This is a genomic window from Mesorhizobium sp. Cs1321R2N1 (assembly GCF_037179725.1).
Taxonomy (GTDB): Bacteria; Pseudomonadota; Alphaproteobacteria; order Rhizobiales; family Rhizobiaceae; genus Mesorhizobium; species Mesorhizobium salmacidum.
In genome coordinates this window covers 19,452-36,719 of the sequence record NZ_JAPYKP010000048.1, presented here as the reverse complement: position 1 = coordinate 36,719, position 17,268 = coordinate 19,452, and the positions used below count along the sequence as shown (strand labels likewise).

The following is a 17,268-nucleotide window of genomic DNA, read 5'->3' as shown; positions in this document are numbered from 1 at the left end:
CCATGGGCGCGCGAGCGCCTGTGCATGGAGAGCCGGATGCTTGGAAACTTGCATGTCCGGTTCGGGAAGAGGGATGGAGAAACTTGTCTCCGAAAGGGGATGGAGCGCTTCATCTCTACTTTCACGGTGACACCGGGCGATTTTGACGAAGCCGTTCCGGCATTGGCATGGGCGGCGTATCGGTGCCGAAGAAGCGGCGGCGATTCTCCGCCCAGGCCCTGCGACACGCAGGATCGGCAGCAGCCGCCATGCCGATGGCCCGGCACCGCGCCAACTCGAGCGTGGCCGCCTCGCCGCCCGGATGTACGGAGCGCGGGGAGGACGCGTCGTGCGAGCCGTTGCCGCGCAATGCCATGAAGGCGCCGGCCATGGCAGCGCAAAAGCCAAGAACGACCATCATCCGGGCGGCGATCTTGAGATTCATTTGAGAGAAGCTTCAGTCGTGGAACATGCGAACCGAGGACGGGCTGTAGCTGCTGCCAGCCATGAAGCGGCTGAACTGCTCCTGCGCTTGCTGCTGCGCCGCCGCTTTGCGCGCCTGCTCTAGTGCCGCCGCTCGCCCTTGCGCGGCCATCATCGCGGTGAGATCGGCGACCTGCCTTGCCTGGACGGCGAGAAGCTGGTTGCCTGCTTGGGTCGCCTGCAGAATACCGACCGCTGACTGGCTGGCGTCGACCGCCGTGCTCGTTTGCTCCCGCGTCCCCTCGATGTTGTCGACCGCGACAGCTCCGGCCTTCAATGAATGCTCGAAAGAGGACACAGAGGTCTGCCAGCGTTCACGCGCGCCGTCGACGAGCTGCCGGCTGGACAGATCCGAACCGAAATTCTCATAGGTCGACTTGAACTGGCTTTCGATGTCCTGGACGCTGTAGGCGAGCCGGTCTGCCTCGCCGAGCAGTGCCTTCATCTCAGAGAAATTGCCTTCGATCTGGCCAAGCAGCGAGGTCGGCAGCGAGGTGAGGTTCTTCGCCTGGTTGATCAGCATCTGCGCCTCATTCTGAAGCGAGGTGATCTGGTTCTGAATCTGCTCCAGCGCGCGGGCAGCCGAGAGTACGTTCTCCGCATAATTTCTGGGATCGAAGACGATGAATGCGGACGCCGGGCCGCACGACAGGACGACGCCGAAAGCGACAACACTGGCCGCGGCCAAATGCCGGACACGAAGACGGTTGCGGACGGAATTCATGAAGAAACCTCCTTCGCGGATTGGTCGATGATGTTGTTGAGGTAAGGAATGAGATCAGCAGCCCAGGAGAGACCACGATCGGCAAGCCAGGCCTCAAGGAAATGTTCGCGGCTGTTCTCCGCAACGATCCGCTCGATCGCCGCTTGATCGATCTTCGAGGATGCGGCGCAAAGGGCGAGCGCGATCGGACCGAGGCCGAGTTCGAACAGCCGGTTGCCGCGCCGCGACTGGCAGTAATAATCGCGCTTCGGCGTCGCCCGGGTGACGATCTCGATCTGGCGGTCGTTCAATCCAAAGCGCCGATAGATATCGGTGATCTGCGGCTCGATGGCACGCTCGTTCGGCAGGAAGAGCCGCGTCGGACAGCTCTCGACGATGGCCGGAGCAATCTTGCTGCCATCGATATCGGAGAGCGATTGCGTGGCGAAGATGACGGAAGCGTTCTTCTTGCGAAGGGTTTTAAGCCATTCGCGCAACTGTTCGGCGAAGCCGCCGTCGTCCAGCGCCAGCCAGCCCTCGTCGATGATCAGCAGCGTTGGCCGTCCATCCATCCGCTGTTCGATGCGATGGAAGAGGTAGGCGAGCACGGCGGGTGCCGCGCCCGTGCCGATCAGACCCTCGGTCTCGAAGGCCTGAACGGAGGCTCCGCCGAGACGCTCGTGTTCCGCGTCGAGCAAGCGGCCATAGGGGCCATCGATGCAATAGGGTCGCAACGCCTGCTTCAATGGCGATGACTGCAGCAGCACCGACAGGCCGGTCAGCGTCCGTTCATGGACCGGCGCGGAGGCCAATGACGTCAGCGCCGACCACAGATATTCCCTCACCTCCGGCGTGACGGGCACGCCTTCGCGCCGCAGGATGTCGATGAGCCAGTCGGCTGCCCATGCCCGTTCGGGCGTGTGATGAATGCCGGCCAGCGGTTGCAGCGAGACGTCGCCGATCTCCTTGGACAAATCAGCCAAGGTGAGCAGCGCAAGCGGATCGTCCGGGCCTTCTCCGCTCGAAGGGTTGCTGCCGAGATTCTGCCAATCGCCGCCCATGGCGAGCATGGCCGCGCGGATCGATCCGCCGAAATCAAAGGCAAATATCTGATTGTCTGGATAACGCCGAAACTGCAACGCCATCAGTGCGAGCAGAACCGACTTGCCGGCGCCGGTTGGGCCGACGACAAGCGTGTGGCCGACGTCGCCAACATGCAGGCTGAATCGAAACGGCGTCGTCCCTTCCGTCCTAGCGAAGAACAGCGGCGGTGCCCGAAGATGCTCGTCACTTGCCGGCCCCGCCCAGATCGCGGAGAGGGGTATCATATGGGCGAGATTCAACGTCGACAGTGGCGGCTGGCGGACATTTGCATAGACATGGCCGGGGACACTGCCGAGCCAGGCTTCGACGGCGTTGACCCGCTCGACGATGGTAGTGAAATCGCGGGATTGGATGATCTTTTCCACCAGCCGCAGCTTCTCGTCGGCTATTCCTGCATCGAGATCCCACACTGTCACCGTCGCGGTGACGTAGGCCTCGCCGGTCTGGTCGGAGCCGAGTTCCTGCAATGCCGCATCGGCATCGGCGGCCTTGTTGGCCGCGTCCGTGTCGACCAGGACCGACGCCTCATTGCTCATCACCTCCTTGAGAATCGCCGCGACGGATTTTCTTTTAGCGAACCACTGGCGGCGGATTTTGGTCAGCAGGCGGGTCGCGTCGGTCTTGTCGAGCATGATTGCCCGCGTCGACCAGCGGTAGGGAAAGGCAAGTCGGTTGAGCTCATCGAGGATTCCGGGAAAGGTCGTGGTCGGGAATCCAATTACGCTTAGCGTGCGCAGATGGGATTCGCCGAGCCGCGGTTCGAGCCCGCCAGCCAGCTGCTGGTCGACCAGCAAGGCGTCCAGATGCATGGGCGCCTCGGGAACGCGCACGCGATGGCGCTTGGTCGAGACCGTCGAGTGCAGGTAGGTCAGCGTCTGGCTATCGTCGAGCCAGTCGACCTCGGGAACGAAGCCTTCAATGAGGTTTACGATGCGATCGGTGCGATCGACAAAACTCTTCAAGAGCTCCCGCGGATCAACGCCGCTTTTTTCCCGGCGCTCATAGAGCCAGCTCTCCATCCGAGATGCTTCCTCGGCCGGCGGCAACCAGACGAAGGTCAGAAAATAGCTGCTCTCGAACAGTTCACCGTGCGTCTGTCGATCGCCCCATCGGGGCGATCCCTGATCAGCCTCGCCCTCGAACTGTTCCCGACGCTCGAGATCCACCAATGCCGAAGCGCTGTCGGGGAAAAGACCTGCCGGATAGTGTTGCGCCGCAAGCCGAGCGGCTTCGATGAAGATCGCCCAGCCGGAGCCGAGACGGCGTAGCGCATTGTTGAGGCGACCCGTCGTGCCGACCAGTTCGGCCGGTGTCGCGCTATCGAGATCGGGGCCGCGAAAACTGGCGGTTCGCTGGTACGAGCCATCCTTGTTGATGACGACTCCCGGCGCCACCAATGCAGCCCAGGGCAAATAGTCGGCGAGGTTTTTCGAACGCTTGCGATATTCGACGAGGTTCATCATTGCGGAGAAGCCCTCAGCAGCCGAAATGCGCGGGATAGCGAAGGTGCCGGCGAACCACGTCGACGAACTGGGCGTCGCGCTTCGCCGCAAGAACGGCCGCAAAATGTCCGATCGCCCAGATCAGTATGCCCACAAGCCAGAGCCTGAGACCGAGCCCGACCGCGCCGGCCAGCGTGCCGTTGAGAATAGCGACAGCCCGCGGCGCGCCGCCGAGCAGGATCGGTTCGGTGAGTGCACGGTGGACCGGCGCGAAGAAGCCGCGGACTTCGTCCTCCATCAGATCAGCGCTCCGCCGCCGAACGAGAAGAACGACAGGAAAAACGAGCTCGCCGCAAAGGCGATCGACAGTCCGAACACGATCTGGATCAGCCGTCGGAACCCGCCCGCGGTGTCGCCGAAGGCCAGCGACAGGCCGGTGACGATGATGATAATTACGGCGACGATCTTGGCGACCGGTCCCTCGATCGATTCCAGGATCTGCTGAAGCGGCTGCTCCCACGGCATGGAGGAGCCGGCGGCATAGGCAGGTACGGTCATGATGGCCGCGGCCGCGGCGGTAGCGGCGGCCGGCGCAAGTGCCGCACCAATTCTACGGGTAGACGATGAAACGAAGGAGATCGGATTCATTCTGAGGCTCCAGAGGACTGTGAATTCGGATTTGGGTCGGCTTCGATTTTGGCTTCGAGGATGCGGTAGTCGCCAGTGCTAGGATCGAGCCCGTCGACGAGTGCGATCTCGACGAGGCGGCGGGCCGAACCGCGGCCGGCAAGCACGGCGACGATGTCGATCGTTTCGGCGATCAGCGCGCGCGGAACGGTGACGACAGCTTCCTGAACCAGCTGTTCAAGCCGACGCAGCGCCCCAAGCCCGGAGCTGGCGTGGATAGTCCCAATGCCGCCTGGGTGTCCGGTGCCCCACGCCTTCAAGAGATCGAGCGCTTCCGCGCCACGTACTTCACCGATCGGGATGCGGTCGGGGCGAAGACGTAGGGAGGACTTCACGAGGTCGGAGAGCGACGCGACGCCATCCTTGGTGCGAAGCGCCACCAGATTGGGCGCTGCGCACTGCAGCTCGCGGGTATCTTCGATTAGGACGACACGGTCCGAGGATTTCGCGATTTCGGCCAGCAGCGCGTTGACCAGAGTGGTCTTGCCGGTAGACGTTCCGCCCGCAACCAGGATATTCTTGCGCCTTGCGACAGCGAGTTGCAGCACGTCGGCCTGGCCCTCGGTCATGACGCCAGACGCGACGTAGTTCTGAAGCGTGAACACGGCAACGGCAGGCTTGCGGATAGCGAAGGTCGGCGCGGCCACGACCGGCGGAAGCAATCCCTCAAACCGCTCTCCCGTCTCTGGCAGTTCGGCTGAAACGCGAGGCGCGGCGGAATGAACTTCCGCGCCGACATGATGGGCAACCAGCCGCACGATGCGCTCGCCATCGGCTGGGCTCAGGATGTCGTCGGTAGCGGACAGTCCCTCTCTCAGCCGGTCGACCCATAGGCGCCCGTCAGGGTTCAGCATCACCTCGACTATGGCGGGGTCTTCGAGATAGCCGGCAATCGCTGGACCGAGCGCCGTCCGCAGCATGCGAGCGCCGCGCGAGACGGCTTCCCTACCTTGATAATTGATTGCCACGATGATCCCCGTTTCCGCGCGGCGAGTTGGTTCGAGCCGCGATCGGGGATCATTAGAAGAGGCAGGAACAGGTGCCTTGCAACAAGCAAAACCGGCGATCGCGCGGCGACGTGAAGCGACTTGCAGAATGCGGTGCAGGCGCCCTCACTGGCTGGCCCGGCTCGCTATCCCGCCGGAGAATCATCCGCGTCAGCAGGCTGTGTCGGTAGGACCGATGAGGCGGCGGCTAACACTGTCCGCTGGGCGGACGACCAGGACCAAGAAGCGCCGATCTAATTCACGCCATCTTGAGGCAAGATATCCTCCGAGATTTCCTGTCTCAATTTCGGACCTTTGGCGAGGCGCCGTCCAAGGGCTGTGACAAAGGCCTCGTAGCGTTCCGCACCCTTGGCCCGCGCTGCAGCCTGGGCCGGTTCCGGCAATGGTGGATTGGTGGTCAGCCAGAAGCGCACGAAGACAGCCAGCGTCTCGACCGAAATGCCGAGATCCCGTTCGATGCGGGTTATCCGGCGGTCGAGCTGGTCGAGGCGTTTGATGGTTGCCGCCTCCTGGCGCTCGGCGGTATCAGGTGACAGGAAGGACGCGATTGCTGCCTCCGCGATCAGCGACCGGGATTGATCCCGGCGTGCCGCATAGGCCGCCAGCGCCTTCATGACGTCCGGGTCGAGATAGACTGACAGGCGCTGTTTCTTGGGAGGCTTCTTCAGCACTACGATCAAAGCTCCATGCCGTCGTTGGGATCGAGCGAGACCTGCCGGGCGACGCCCTGCATCATGCGCTTCATCCGGCTGATGCGGACGGCATCGTCCTCCATGTCGTCGCTTGCATCGAGCACGAACTCATTGTCCATCGGCTCCTTCTTTTCGACAGTCTGGGCCTTGCTCAACTCCGGCTGATGCCGGCGCTCCGATTGCGTCGGATCCTCGTCACCGACACGCCCATTGTCGACACCAGGCGTCTCAATCTGCGGCCGGACAGGGAGCGGCAGCACACTCCAGTCGTCCGTCTGCGCAGTCTCTGATTTCGCCCAAAGCGGCGGCGGCAATATCCGCTCCTGAAACCGGACGTCCTCGTAATAGCGCGCCTTCTTCGCCCGGATCGGTGGCGTGCCTGCCACCATGACGATCTCATCGGTGGGCGGCAGCTGCATGATCTCGCCGGGGGTGAGCAGCGGCCGCGCGGTCTCGGACCGCGACACCATCAGGTGGCCGAGCCAGGGCGACAGGCGATGCCCGGCATAATTTTTCATCGCCCTCATCTCAGTGGCGGTGCCGAGCGCGTCGGACACCCGCCTGGCCGTGCGCTCGTCATTGGTCGCGAAACTCACTCGCACATGGCAGTTGTCCAGGATCGAATTGTTCGGGCCGTAGGCTTTCTCGATCTGATTCAGCGACTGGGCGATCAGGAACGCCTTCAGGCCATACCCCGCCATGAAAGCCAAGGCGCTCTCGAAGAAATCCAGCCGTCCCAGTGCCGGGAACTCGTCGAGCATCAGCAGCAGACGGTGGCGGTGCGACTTCGCATTGAGATCCTCGGTGAGCCGGCGGCCGATCTGGTTGAGGATCAGGCGGATCAGCGGCTTGGTCCGGCTGATGTCGGATGGCGGGACGACGAGGTAAAGCGTGGTCGCGCGATTGCCGCCGACGATGTCGCCAATGCGCCAGTCGCAGCGGCGTGTCACCTCGGCGATAACGGGATCGCGGTAAAGACCAAGGAACGACATGGCGGTCGACAGCACGCCGGAGCGCTCGTTGTCGGACTTGTTCAGCAGTTCGCGCGCGGCCGAGGCGATCACGGGATGTGGACCGCTCGGCCCAAGATGGGCCGTCTTCATCATCGCGGCGAGCGTCGACTCGATCGGCCGCTTTGGATCGGACAGGAAGGCGGCGACGCCGGCGAGCGTCTTGTCGGCCTCGGCATAGAGGACATGCAGGATGGCGCCCACCAGGAGGGCGTGACTGGTCTTCTCCCAGTGGTTGCGTCTCTCAAGCGAGCCCTCGGGGTCAACCAGGATGTCGGCGATGTTCTGGACATCGCGCACCTCCCACTCGCCGCGACGCACTTCCAGCAGCGGGTTGTAGGCGGAGGATTTCGCATTGGTCGGATCGAACAGCAGGACGCGGCCGTGATGGGCACGGAAGCCAGCGGTGAGCTGCCAGTTCTCGCCCTTGATGTCATGGACGATCGCGGAACCCGGCCAGACCAGAAGCGAAGGCACAACGAGGCCGACGCCCTTGCCGGATCGGGTCGGCGCGAAGCACAGCACATGCTCTGGCCCGTCGTGGCGAAGATAATCGCGTTCGAGTTTGCCAAGCACGACACCTTCGGGACCGAGCAGTCCCGCCGCCTCGACCTCGGCTTTTTCGGCCCAGCGCGCCGAGCCATAGGTCTCAGCGTTCTTAGCCTCCCGAGCTCGCCAAACCGACATACTAATGGCGACAGCGATCGAGATGAACCCGCCGGATGCGGCGATGAAAGCGCCCCTGGTAAAAATCTCCGGCGCATAGGCGTCGTAGGAAAACCACCACGCGAAGAACGCTGGGGGCAAGTAGACCGGCATCCCTGCGAGCTCGAACCATGGCGGTCCAAGCTGCGGCTGAAATCCGAGTTGCCAGGCCACATATTGCGTCGATGCCCAGGTCGTGATGAGCACGATCAGGAAGACAATGAGTATTTGGCCCCAAAGGATTTTGGCGGCGGACATGGGATGATCCTTTCTGCATGATGACGACGGATCAGAGCCCGAGCCCGCGCTTGCGGGCAAAACTCCAATCGATGCCGCCATCGCCGCGTGCCACGCCTGAGACATGCTGGCCGAGCTGCTTTTCCAGCGATGGCGACCAGGGCACCAGCTGGAAGGCGAGTCCGTCGTCGATCATGGCGAAGCGACCGGATGCGAGCGCGAAACGCTGGCGGTAAGTGCCGGCGACATAGTCGCCGCTGGTGGATCGAGCAAAGGGGGCCCCAGTCTCGGCGGCGAGCTTGTCGCCCAGCGCGTCGATCTCGCGCTTGCGCAGGGTGTCGATCAGGTTTCGGGTAAAAACCACGCTGCCGCCCTGCCGTTCGGCAAAACCTTGTCCGATCAGGTGCTCGGCGCGGCGGTCCATGGCGTCGTGCACCTCGGCGCCGAAGCCGCCACCGCCGAGAGCCACCGGCTCGCGCGCGATCGCCTGACGGTCGAGCCAGGTGGCCCCGGTCGCGGTGATCTGCCGTTCGATGTCGAGGTCGGAGCGGACCGCAAGTGCCACCCGGCGGCAACCCTGCGCATCGTCGAACCTGCGAAGCTCGACAATCGAGCCCGGCCCGCTGTCGCCGGCGGCGTCGAGGTCGGGCAGCTTGATGTGATGGGTGCGTCCGTCCGTGCCGTCGACCACGGCATAGGCCGTACCCTTCAACTCATCGTCGAGGCCACGGTCGACCAGGCGGCCGACTATGGCCTTATCGAGACTTTCGCCAGCCAGCACATAGTTCGCAGCCGCGCGCTCGATGCCGCGCTCGGTCAGGCCGCGATGGATGCGCTTGATAATGTCGCCGCGCTCGCCGAGTTCGCGCAGCGTCGCTTCGGCATTCTCCGACATTACCCATTGGCCGGGGCCGACCTGATCGGCGAGGCCGAGGGTTTCGAGTTTGTGAAGTCGTCCGACTTTTATCGCATGGAATTCGTCTGGCTGGCGGTCGGGACGAGGCGCCATCTCAATGACACCGGTTCGATAGCCGTCGCGCGCAAGCTGGCGGTCGAGATTGGTCCAGCGTTCCGCTTCCATCTGCCGTTCGAGATTGCGGCGGATCTCCTGGTCGGTGCGCGGCCCCAGGTCCTGCGTGATGAGGTCCTGCGCCCGATCGCGCATTCCTTGCCTGATATAGTCGCGCGAGATGACGAGGTCCTGACCGTCGTCGGTTCGCCCGCGCAAGATGATATGCACGTGCGGATTGTCGGTGTTCCAGTGATCGACGCCCACCCAGTCGAGCTTCGTGCCGAGGTCCCTCTCCGCCTGGCCCATCAGCTCGCGGGCGAAGCTTTTCAGGTCGGACATCTCTACCGCGTCCTCGGGCGAGACAATGAAGCGGAAGTGATGCCGGTCGTCCTTGCTACGCTCGGCAAAGTCCTTCGGATTGGCGTCGTCGGTCCATGGGCCGAACAGCTTGGCTTTCTCTCCGTCCCGGGTGACGCCCTCGCGCCGGAGGTAGCTGAGGTGAGCCGCTAGTGGCGCCGATCGCGCCAGGTGCCGAACCACGCGCGTCTTGATGACTGTGATGCGGGAGCGTCCCGTCAGCAGGCGGTTGGCTTGAATCGTCGCGCGAATGCCGCGGCCGAAGCTCGAGCGATTGCCGGATGTGATCCTACCGGATCGCGAGACGTGGCCGCCAGCCTTCTGCGCGGCGGCGAGCGCCTGGGCGACGAAAGGCCTGGACTGCTGGGCGCGGGTCGAGCGAATGCGGCCCGGCCGAATGCGGAAATCGTCCCCGTTTGTCATCGCAGGACCGCCGCACATCGCACCAAGCTCCTGAAATCGTTGTTGAAACCACGAAGTCGCGATGTGCGGCAATGTTGCGCACATCGCGTTATCGGCGCGTAACCCACTGAAAACCCACGACCGCCATCAGCCGCACCTCGCGGCCTTTTATCTCGCCATCCCTCCCCGACTTCCCCGATGAACTGGCCTTCCGCCGCCAATCGCGCGACACAACAGGCCGAAGTGCGATTTGCGAAAAGCCCGGCGATCATCGCGATGCACCGAGTGATCGTGCGATAAAGAGGTTTTTCGCAACCGGCTTGAGTGAGGGACCAGCATCTCCGGACGCAGTGTCCGGCGGCGGTTCAATCGCGGTCAGATCGTTCACTGCAGTATCGATCTGCGACGGCATGTCGGCTGAATGGATCTCCGTAAACACAGTTTCGTCGACGCGACCGACGCCTCCGCTGCCGCACGAAACGGCCTGATTCATCGCAGCAGCTCCGCACTCAAAAAGCTGCGAGCGACCTGCGCTCGACCTGCTTCCCAATCCTCGCAAGCGGGGCGGGATCTCGACGGCTCCCTTGATCAGCGGCATAAGCTTCGCAACGTAGTCGATCGTCTCACGAGGCAGCCGGCGACCCTTGGAAAGATGCTCTTGATAGCGTTGAGGTCCTGCATTGTAGGCGGCGAGAAAACCCTTCGGACCGAACCGATCGAGCATCTCGCGCAGATAGGCCGCTCCGGCCAGGATGTTGTCACGGGGCGCGAATGGATTCTTGCCGAGATTGTGTTTGATGCGCAATTCTTGCCATGTCGCCGGCATGATCTGCATCAGCCCCATCGCGCCTTCGGAAGAGACTGCGCGGACATCCCCGCCGCTCTCGACATACATCACGGCGCGTATCCAGCGCTCGGGCAGATCGAAAAGTTTGGCAGCCTCACAGACGTAAGCGGACCACTCGCCGCTCGTCCCGACCGCACTTACGGCGCAGGATTTTGACACGGGTGGTGACGGTGCATCGGCGGCGCCGGCCGCAGAACTTAGCAAGAGCAACGCACATACCGAGAGCATTGCCATGCAGGGGTGATTGGTGGCGCGCGCACCGGCGTCCCGAGACGCCGACAGCCTGCCGACGTGCTCGCTTCCGTCAAGGGCAAGGCTCCGCCGACCGGACCTGCTTCCCACGAATGGCAGCGCAAACAACGCCTCAATCGATGGAGAACCATCCGGTCGCCCTTGACCCCCGCTGCGCGCAACAGCCGCCTGACAGGCGATCGCGTCGAAGGGTTTGACCGGCATTCGATCGATCAAAGGGTTTGTCAGGATAAGTTCGACGATGCACGATCGAAGCATCGGACTCAGGCTCGCTCGTCGCGCTTGGTCGGCCGGCTCCAGTGCAGGTTCCACACGTCCTGTTCGGTGGGAACCTGGAAGAGATTGGCGCGGATCGGCTGCGTGAACGAGGGATCGTCGATGAGCACGGAGAGGTAAGCGCCAGCCTTCTCGCCAGTGCGGTCCCACGCCGCGCCGATCTCGACACCGTCGCAATAGATGCGGTGCTCCGGCGCATTTTCCGCGTCCGATTTCTCGACGGGGAGGATGGCGAGCTTGGCGTCAATCGTCAGCGTGCAGATGTTGCCGAAGAAGCCGTCCTCGTTGCGGGTGAAGGTACCGATTTGACTCATGCTGATATCCCTTTCGTGGTGAGAGACGAGCCGCCATGGCTTGCCGGGAGACGCTTCGCCGGACACATCCGGCGCCGGCGATATGCGGTCGGTGGTCCAGATAGGGACCGCGCGACCGACGATGTTGGTGATGGGGACTGAGCCGAAGTACCGACTGTCAAAGCTATCGGCGACATTCCAGTTCATGAGGAACACTTCGCCATCGGCAAGCACACGACAGCCCTGCCAGACCGGCAGCGGTCGATCCTCGCTGTCGTGCTCAAGGGCAGTTCCGTAGATCTTGCCGTGCGTGATAATGGCAGCGCCACGACGACAAACGGTTTGTCCGCCGAGTGCCAGGACATGCTTCAAGAGCGGCACGCCGCGTGGCAGATATCTGCGATCGGCAAGGAAGCCGGCCAGCGCTTCGGGCGGCATGACGACGGCGATGTCGCCGACATCGATCTTGCGGCCAGGCGCGATGCGATAGAGCCCGATCGGAACGCTCGCCGAGGCATTCCAGATCAGCCATGGCGTATGGCTGATCAAGGCCGGAGCGACGGTAAGCGTCGCGCCGGCGAGCATTCCAGCGAAGATCTTGCCGCGCGGGCTCATGGCTCGATCCGGCGGCGCAGCAGCCACGCGTCATGCCGCTGCCGTGTGTAAGGCCGAGGACTTTCCCGCGCGGCGAGCCGGCTATGGACGTGCCGCCAATATTCCGGTGGAACGTCTATGGCGTCGATGTCGAGCGCTTCGACGGCATCGATGATCTCGAGCACTCTCTCGACGTTCGGCCAGCTAATGGCGGTCAGCAAAATGTCAGCGCCAGGCCGAACATAAGCGATCGTCGAGCAGCGCTTGCCCGGGCCGACGGCGCGCAGAATGTCGATGCGCGAGGCGACGGTGCCGAAATCATTGGCCGTCCATCGAACGAAGGCAAAGATGCTGCCCGGGGCGAATGCGACGACCCGGCGGCTTTTGTCGACGATCCTGTTGTCGACGGCTTTGCCAAAGCGGATGTAGTTCTCGATCCGCTTCTTCAGCCAGAGCAGTTCGACATGCGTGAGGCCGCTCATGGCCTCCTCCAGTGCAGAAGACAAGCGCTCGCACTGGCCGGCGATCTGATTGAACGAGCGGCGGGCCCGCAGGCGTCTGCGCGGATTTTGATCTCGCCAAGCGCTAACCGATGGTCACTTCGCGGCGGTCCTCCACAGTCTTCTGGAACCATGCGTTCCGTTAGAAAGAATCCAAAGGATTCGAAGTTAGATAAGTTAGAGACGCGATTTCGGCTTTGGATTCCATGGGTTGATCCCGATTTGGGTTCCTGAAATGACGAGGATCGGGTTCCTGAAATCCCGTGCCGTCGGGTTCCCGAAATGACGAGTTGATTCACAGCTTGTCCTCCGCCGTCCTGGCCCTGCGGAAACGGTCGAAGGGGTCGAAATGGCAGGCTTTGAAAGTGAGCAGAGGTTCGCCGGCTCGTGTCACGCCCAGCGCAAGCCGGTAGCCTGGAAGCGACTGCCGGCGAACGATGCCGCGAACCTCGAAGGCGAAGCGCTTGTAGGCAGACAGGCTGCCGGATTTGATGTGGAGATGGCGGAGGTCGAATGACCAGCCATGTGCCTGTCGGCCGCCATGTTTTCGTACGAGACGATAGAGCCAGCGCTCGATGCCACCGGTCAGGTCGAAGTAGGCATGGTCGATGGTAAGCACGAAGGCGTCGACCATAATGCCGGCGTAAAACCAGTCAGGCAGGACAAGCTCGATCCCAAGCGGTCGAGTGCGATGGTCGGCGCGTTCCTTCCATTCGTTGATCCAGGAGAAGCGGTGCATGCGCCGCTCGGTGGGTTGGCGGATCGAGGTGGCGACAGTGGTCGACTGGAGACGATCGAGCGCTGCCTTCAGCAGCAGATACTCGCGGGCGGACGTGCCGCGACCGATGAAGGTGAGGATTTCGTGCGGCGTGGCCGCCATCAGGCGCGAGGTCCGCAGTCCCTTGTCACGAGCATCGACAATCTGCGAGGCGGCCCAGATCAGGATGTCGGCGTCCCAGATAGTCGCCATCCCGTGCTCGATGGTTGCCTCGACTCGGATGGCGATTTCGCCCATGCGGAAATCGATCGGTCTGACGCGGCGTGATTTGGCCAGCGAGAAGAATGGCCAAGCCATCAGGTCCTGCGCGTCGCGCAACGCCATCGTGCCGGGGCGCGCATGAAACAGCGCATTCGGCTCCAGGTCTGTCGGTGGTGGGCGCATGTCCATACCCGCAGTTGGAAGTCTCAGCGCGACTTGCCGGCGTAGGCCGGCGCGCGCGCCGCATGCGGCTTGGCGGGCGGAACGTAGATGGCGTTCGTGTCGCTGGTGGACGTGCGCGCGCCAAGCTCGATCCAGGCACGCAGGTCATCAATGTCGTAAAGCACGCGCCCGCCGACCTTTCGGTATTTTGGACCGGTGCCGTAGGTCCGGTGTTTTTCCAGTGTTCGGGCGCAGAGGCCAACGATGGGTGCGGCCTCCTTTGTCCGAAGATATTTTTGGGGCGCGTCCGCGGGACCCTTCGACATCGCTTGATCTCCATTCGGTTCTGCTGTCGTCCTGGCCTGCCGGGACGCGCGAAAGGGACGATGGCCGAATTGAGAAAATGGGAGGGAGGGCAAAGATCGCGGGCGCGTTCTTGCTACCCAGCCGAAAATCTCAGCGGTCGGATTTGCGGCTTCGGCTCTGGGGATAGAGGAGAAGGTCGCGATAGCCGCCGGCGACCAGGAGATCCGCCCGTCGCAGGATCGCCCGTACCTTGTGACGAAGGTGATGGTCGCGCCAGTCGCGCGGGGCGATCGGCTCCCGGGAGAGCAGCTCCTCGGCGAGCCGGCGATAGGGCGCCCGCGCGCGCCTTCCATCAAAGGTGCGGAGATTGAGAATGTGTCTCAGCTTGGTTTGTTGAGGCAGAGAACCATATAGGGTGCCGTGTGGACGGCCGTTCAACGCCCGCCAGAACCGGCGAGCGGCGTCGAGCCTCGTTTCGAAATTCGCATCAAGCGGGAGGACAATGGCGTTGATGTCAAGCAGACCGTCAGGTTCACTAGAGACGATGTGATGCGTGGCCGATGCGAACGGCCAGAGAACATGAACTTGCTTGTCTTCGGTCCAGCTGTGAGCCGTTCTGAGTTGGGTAGGTTGAACGGCCGGCTGCGAGGACCCCGCGCCCCTCGACCCCGTAGCGCGAAGAACCCGTGGTGAGGCCTCTTCCGTCCAGACGATGTGTTCAGGTGCTAGAGGGTCGTCACCAACGATCGCGAAATCGCGCGCCCCAACGAGTGGCGAAGTCCGTCGAGCCGATGAGTTCTCCGCTTGCCGGTGCAACCGAAGCCAGCCGGTCGCATTCGGCGGCGAAATCAACGTTCCGGATCAGGTACTCGGCGGCAAACTTGTCGGCTTCGTAGCCGCGCATGTGCTCGTATGCCGCCGGATCGGTCCAATCGCTGTGCGACATGGCAACGGTCCTCATCGGAGGCCCGCATTCGGCAGCGAGCTTCGCAATCAGCTTCCGAGACGCCAGTTCGCTTGGGTAGTCGGAGAGTCGGCAAACCGCTTTGCTGATTCAGCACAGCTACAGGTTCGACGGTGCCTAGTGTGGTGCGCCACCGGCCAGCAGATAACGATAGCCGTTGGTGGTCATCCATCGCGCACGAGCGAGATGCGTTTCCCATGCCCGGAATGCCCGTTCCGGTTCCTTGCCCGGATCGATGTGCAGAACAATCCTCGCCACTTCGCGCCAGTCGGCATCCTCGGCCGCAGCATCAAGAAGACGGATGTAGGTGAGCAGCCGTTCCTCGTCGTAACCCGTCAGGATTGACGCGTCCGGCGCAATATCGGCAACGTCAGGGTCGAGGAGTGGTTTAAGCATTGCGATCTCGTGTGCCGACACATTGATCGATGGTACTGGCAAATCCCGATTTGAATCCTGGAAGCGACACGGCCCTTCACCTCGACGAGTTCACAACTGATCGATGAAGTGATCAGATTATCAGTTTTTCTGGTTATCCGAATTTCCATTTAATTGATCTGCCGGCTTCGTCAAGGACCGGCAACATGCAAAAGACGCTTCGATCGCCAAGACATGTGCGTCTTGTCCAACTGATCGTCGACAAGCGTAAGGAAGCCGGGATGAGCCAGGCTGATTTGGCGAAGGCCATCAATAGATATCAGTCGGTGGTCGCGGCTATCGAATCCGGAGGCCGACGGATTGACGTTGTTGAGTTCCTCGATCTAGCCGAAACGATCGGCTTCGATCCGCACGAGATCTTGAGTGAGGTCGTTGCGGTTCGAAACGCGAAATCGAAGCATCGCTAGCGATCAAATCATGACTGCAGATACTGTAAAACGTGGTCCCGTCGCAGGTCCCGTCGCAACGTTGACCACAGTCGCATCGCGAGCCGGGCGCCCGGCGAGCGGCGGCCATGCCCTGGCACCGTAGCCGGGTTTGGCGATTGGCAATCAACTGCGCGGCCGGGTGTTCAGCCGCGCAGTGTCGGACGGTCAGCTTGCCTTTTCGAGCAATGCCTTTGCCTTTCCTTCAAGCTCAAGTCGGCTGTCCTGATGGGATTTGGTGCGCGCATGCGCTGTCATGCCCTGCACGAAATCAAAAACGCTTTCGGGTGGCCTGCCCTCCTCCTGTAAGACAGAATCAATGACCTTGCCAGTTTCAGCCTTTGAGAACCCGCGCTTGCGGAGGAAGGTTTCCCGATCTTCATCACTGCGAGCAACGATCTTCTCGCGAGCGGCCTTGATGCCGGCGATGAACGGCGCAGGCGAGGAATTGGCGAAACTGGTCAAGGCAGGTGCCGCCTCGTGGGCAAAGCGCTGCGCCGCGAACTTGGAATGGCGGATGCTAATTTCTTCAAAGCCTTCGACGCCCCACAGGTTGCGGTTCATACACACGGCGCGAAGGTAGGAAGAGGCGATGCCAAGCGTCTTGCTGCCGACTTCCGAATTCCAGCAATAGAATCCCCGAAAATACAAATCCGGCTCTCCGTTCGGCAGGCGTCCCGCCTCTATCGGATGGGTGTCGTCCACCAGAAACAGGAACACGTCGCGGTCGCTGGCGTAAAGCGTGGTGGTGTCCTTGGTGATGTCCACGAAGGGATTATGCATCATGGTTGCCCAGTCCAGCACGCCCGGTACCTTCCAAATGGTGTCACCGGTGCCGTTGCCGGCGATCTTCATGACGGCAGCAACAAGTTCATGATCCCAGATGCGGCCATAGTCAGGGCCGGTGACGGCACGAAGCTCGATGCGTCCGTCCTCCGCCTCCAAGGTTTTGACAAGCTCGGCGCGGTGATTGAGCAAGCCGTGCTGAAGGTTGATGCCTGCCAACGGCGCGGGAAGCTGGCGCATGTAGGTTGCGGGCGCACCGACAAGGCTGCACAGCTGGCCAAAACTCCAATGCGTGGGCGCGATCATCTGCTCCTGTCCAGGAACGATCAGCGAAAGCCGCTCGGCATTGTCCCGGCTTGCCTCGACGCGGACGGCGCGGCTCTCGACGGCGGTGGCACGGCCCGCACGGGTGCGCACCGCATCGTAAAGCTCTGTGAGCGACAGATACCGCTCAACGTCGGGGCGCGAGAACCATTCCGAGGAAACGCGCCCGATGCGCTCGCCGCGCGAGATGTCGACGCCAAAGGCGCCGGAAGCGGGTTGCTGCCGATGGTTGTTGTCGGCGCCGCCGATGGTCGTGGTCACGTTCATTGGGGTCACTCCTTTTTCCTTCAATGCCGAAGGCATGT

General features: G+C 62.5%; 19 protein-coding genes. 1 reads left to right on the top strand and 18 read right to left on the bottom strand.

Annotated elements, in window-relative coordinates:
* Nucleotides 1-121: 121 nt before the first annotated feature.
* From trbK-alt to O7A61_RS14800, 17 genes are all read right to left on the bottom strand, one after another.
* A complete protein-coding gene (gene trbK-alt, locus O7A61_RS14880) occupies nt 122-424 on the bottom strand; it encodes a putative entry exclusion protein TrbK-alt (RefSeq protein ID WP_337130434.1) in 303 nt (100 codons plus the stop codon).
* A gap of 12 nt (nt 425-436) precedes the next feature.
* Nucleotides 437-1,186, bottom strand: coding sequence for a P-type conjugative transfer protein TrbJ (gene trbJ / locus O7A61_RS14875; protein ID WP_337130433.1), 750 nt, complete (start codon nt 1,184-1,186; stop codon nt 437-439).
* Complete coding sequence (trbE, locus tag O7A61_RS14870) at nt 1,183-3,732, bottom strand: conjugal transfer protein TrbE (protein ID WP_337130432.1); 2,550 nt, start codon at nt 3,730-3,732, stop codon at nt 1,183-1,185. The genes trbJ and trbE overlap by 4 nt, the downstream gene beginning before the upstream one ends.
* Before the next feature lie 13 nt (nt 3,733-3,745).
* Nucleotides 3,746-4,009, bottom strand: a complete 264-nt coding sequence (locus O7A61_RS14865; protein ID WP_337130431.1) for a VirB3 family type IV secretion system protein — start codon at nt 4,007-4,009, stop codon at nt 3,746-3,748.
* Nucleotides 4,009-4,269: a TrbC/VirB2 family protein gene (locus O7A61_RS14860; RefSeq protein ID WP_337130437.1), complete on the bottom strand. Its 261-nt coding sequence runs from the start codon at nt 4,267-4,269 to the stop codon at nt 4,009-4,011. The genes O7A61_RS14865 and O7A61_RS14860 overlap by 1 nt, the downstream gene beginning before the upstream one ends.
* Nucleotides 4,270-4,355: 86 nt before the next feature.
* Nucleotides 4,356-5,318, bottom strand: a complete 963-nt coding sequence (gene trbB, locus O7A61_RS14855; RefSeq protein WP_442921072.1) for a P-type conjugative transfer ATPase TrbB — start codon at nt 5,316-5,318, stop codon at nt 4,356-4,358.
* Between the two features lie 320 nt (nt 5,319-5,638).
* Nucleotides 5,639-6,073 carry a CopG family ribbon-helix-helix protein gene (locus O7A61_RS14850; protein ID WP_337130436.1) on the bottom strand — a complete coding sequence of 145 codons (435 nt, stop codon included), beginning with the start codon at nt 6,071-6,073 and terminating at the stop codon, nt 5,639-5,641.
* An 8-nt stretch (nt 6,074-6,081) separates the two neighbouring features.
* Nucleotides 6,082-8,070 (bottom strand): conjugal transfer protein TraG, encoded by a 1,989-nt coding sequence (locus O7A61_RS14845; RefSeq protein ID WP_337130429.1) that lies wholly within the window; start codon nt 8,068-8,070, stop codon nt 6,082-6,084.
* A 31-nt stretch (nt 8,071-8,101) separates the two neighbouring features.
* Nucleotides 8,102-9,841, bottom strand: coding sequence for a relaxase/mobilization nuclease domain-containing protein (locus tag O7A61_RS14840; RefSeq protein ID WP_337130428.1), 1,740 nt, complete (start codon nt 9,839-9,841; stop codon nt 8,102-8,104).
* A 247-nt stretch (nt 9,842-10,088) separates the two neighbouring features.
* Entirely contained in the window at nt 10,089-11,231 is a 1,143-nt protein-coding gene (locus O7A61_RS14835; RefSeq protein ID WP_337130427.1) for a lytic transglycosylase domain-containing protein, read from the bottom strand.
* Nucleotides 11,183-12,103 carry a DUF736 family protein gene (locus O7A61_RS32605; protein WP_442921071.1) on the bottom strand — a complete coding sequence of 307 codons (921 nt, stop codon included), beginning with the start codon at nt 12,101-12,103 and terminating at the stop codon, nt 11,183-11,185. The genes O7A61_RS14835 and O7A61_RS32605 overlap by 49 nt, the downstream gene beginning before the upstream one ends.
* Nucleotides 12,100-12,564, bottom strand: coding sequence for a DUF2840 domain-containing protein (locus O7A61_RS14820; protein ID WP_337130426.1), 465 nt, complete (start codon nt 12,562-12,564; stop codon nt 12,100-12,102). The genes O7A61_RS32605 and O7A61_RS14820 overlap by 4 nt, the downstream gene beginning before the upstream one ends.
* A gap of 313 nt (nt 12,565-12,877) precedes the next feature.
* Complete coding sequence (locus O7A61_RS14815; RefSeq protein ID WP_337130425.1) at nt 12,878-13,744, bottom strand: replication initiator protein A; 867 nt, start codon at nt 13,742-13,744, stop codon at nt 12,878-12,880.
* Between the two features lie 23 nt (nt 13,745-13,767).
* A complete protein-coding gene (locus tag O7A61_RS14810; RefSeq protein WP_337130424.1) occupies nt 13,768-14,049 on the bottom strand; it encodes a helix-turn-helix transcriptional regulator in 282 nt (93 codons plus the stop codon).
* A gap of 130 nt (nt 14,050-14,179) precedes the next feature.
* Nucleotides 14,180-14,845 (bottom strand): DUF2285 domain-containing protein, encoded by a 666-nt coding sequence (locus tag O7A61_RS32600; protein ID WP_442921070.1) that lies wholly within the window; start codon nt 14,843-14,845, stop codon nt 14,180-14,182.
* A complete protein-coding gene (locus tag O7A61_RS14805; RefSeq protein ID WP_337130423.1) occupies nt 14,766-14,975 on the bottom strand; it encodes a transcriptional regulator domain-containing protein in 210 nt (69 codons plus the stop codon). Before O7A61_RS14805 ends, O7A61_RS32600 begins: the two co-directional genes overlap by 80 nt.
* Nucleotides 14,976-15,110: 135 nt before the next feature.
* Nucleotides 15,111-15,389: a DNA -binding domain-containing protein gene (locus O7A61_RS14800; RefSeq protein ID WP_337130422.1), complete on the bottom strand. Its 279-nt coding sequence runs from the start codon at nt 15,387-15,389 to the stop codon at nt 15,111-15,113.
* 185 nt (nt 15,390-15,574) lie between these two features.
* Here O7A61_RS14800 and O7A61_RS14795 point away from each other — a divergent pair, with 185 nt between their 5' ends.
* Nucleotides 15,575-15,835 (top strand): helix-turn-helix domain-containing protein, encoded by a 261-nt coding sequence (locus tag O7A61_RS14795; protein WP_140843142.1) that lies wholly within the window; start codon nt 15,575-15,577, stop codon nt 15,833-15,835.
* 186 nt (nt 15,836-16,021) lie between these two features.
* Here the strand turns inward: O7A61_RS14795 and O7A61_RS14790 are convergent, their stop codons facing one another.
* The gene (locus O7A61_RS14790; RefSeq protein ID WP_337130421.1) at nt 16,022-17,230 is read right to left on the bottom strand and encodes a DUF932 domain-containing protein; all 1,209 of its coding nucleotides are present in this window, start codon (nt 17,228-17,230) and stop codon (nt 16,022-16,024) included.
* Between the last annotated feature and the right edge of the window lie 38 nt (nt 17,231-17,268).

Bases quoted from the DNA above. Each gene is read 5' to 3' on its own strand.
- trbK-alt (WP_337130434.1), bottom strand. From the start codon at position 424: ATGAATCTCAAGATCGCCGCCCGGATGATGGTCGTTCTTGGCTTTTGC.
- trbJ (WP_337130433.1), bottom strand. From the start codon at position 1,186: ATGAATTCCGTCCGCAACCGTCTTCGTGTCCGGCATTTGGCCGCGGCC.
- trbE (WP_337130432.1), bottom strand. From the start codon at position 3,732: ATGATGAACCTCGTCGAATATCGCAAGCGTTCGAAAAACCTCGCCGAC.
- O7A61_RS14865 (WP_337130431.1), bottom strand. From the start codon at position 4,009: ATGGAGGACGAAGTCCGCGGCTTCTTCGCGCCGGTCCACCGTGCACTC.
- O7A61_RS14860 (WP_337130437.1), bottom strand. From the start codon at position 4,269: ATGACCGTACCTGCCTATGCCGCCGGCTCCTCCATGCCGTGGGAGCAG.
- trbB (WP_442921072.1), bottom strand. From the start codon at position 5,318: ATGCTGCGGACGGCGCTCGGTCCAGCGATTGCCGGCTATCTCGAAGAC.
- O7A61_RS14845 (WP_337130429.1), bottom strand. From the start codon at position 8,070: ATGTCCGCCGCCAAAATCCTTTGGGGCCAAATACTCATTGTCTTCCTG.
- O7A61_RS14840 (WP_337130428.1), bottom strand. From the start codon at position 9,841: ATGACAAACGGGGACGATTTCCGCATTCGGCCGGGCCGCATTCGCTCG.
- O7A61_RS32605 (WP_442921071.1), bottom strand. From the start codon at position 12,103: ATGAGCCCGCGCGGCAAGATCTTCGCTGGAATGCTCGCCGGCGCGACG.
- O7A61_RS14820 (WP_337130426.1), bottom strand. From the start codon at position 12,564: ATGAGCGGCCTCACGCATGTCGAACTGCTCTGGCTGAAGAAGCGGATC.
- O7A61_RS14815 (WP_337130425.1), bottom strand. From the start codon at position 13,744: ATGCGCCCACCACCGACAGACCTGGAGCCGAATGCGCTGTTTCATGCG.
- O7A61_RS14810 (WP_337130424.1), bottom strand. From the start codon at position 14,049: ATGTCGAAGGGTCCCGCGGACGCGCCCCAAAAATATCTTCGGACAAAG.
- O7A61_RS14805 (WP_337130423.1), bottom strand. From the start codon at position 14,975: ATGTCGCACAGCGATTGGACCGATCCGGCGGCATACGAGCACATGCGC.
- O7A61_RS14800 (WP_337130422.1), bottom strand. From the start codon at position 15,389: ATGCTTAAACCACTCCTCGACCCTGACGTTGCCGATATTGCGCCGGAC.
- O7A61_RS14795 (WP_140843142.1), top strand. From the start codon at position 15,575: ATGCAAAAGACGCTTCGATCGCCAAGACATGTGCGTCTTGTCCAACTG.
- O7A61_RS14790 (WP_337130421.1), bottom strand. From the start codon at position 17,230: ATGAACGTGACCACGACCATCGGCGGCGCCGACAACAACCATCGGCAG.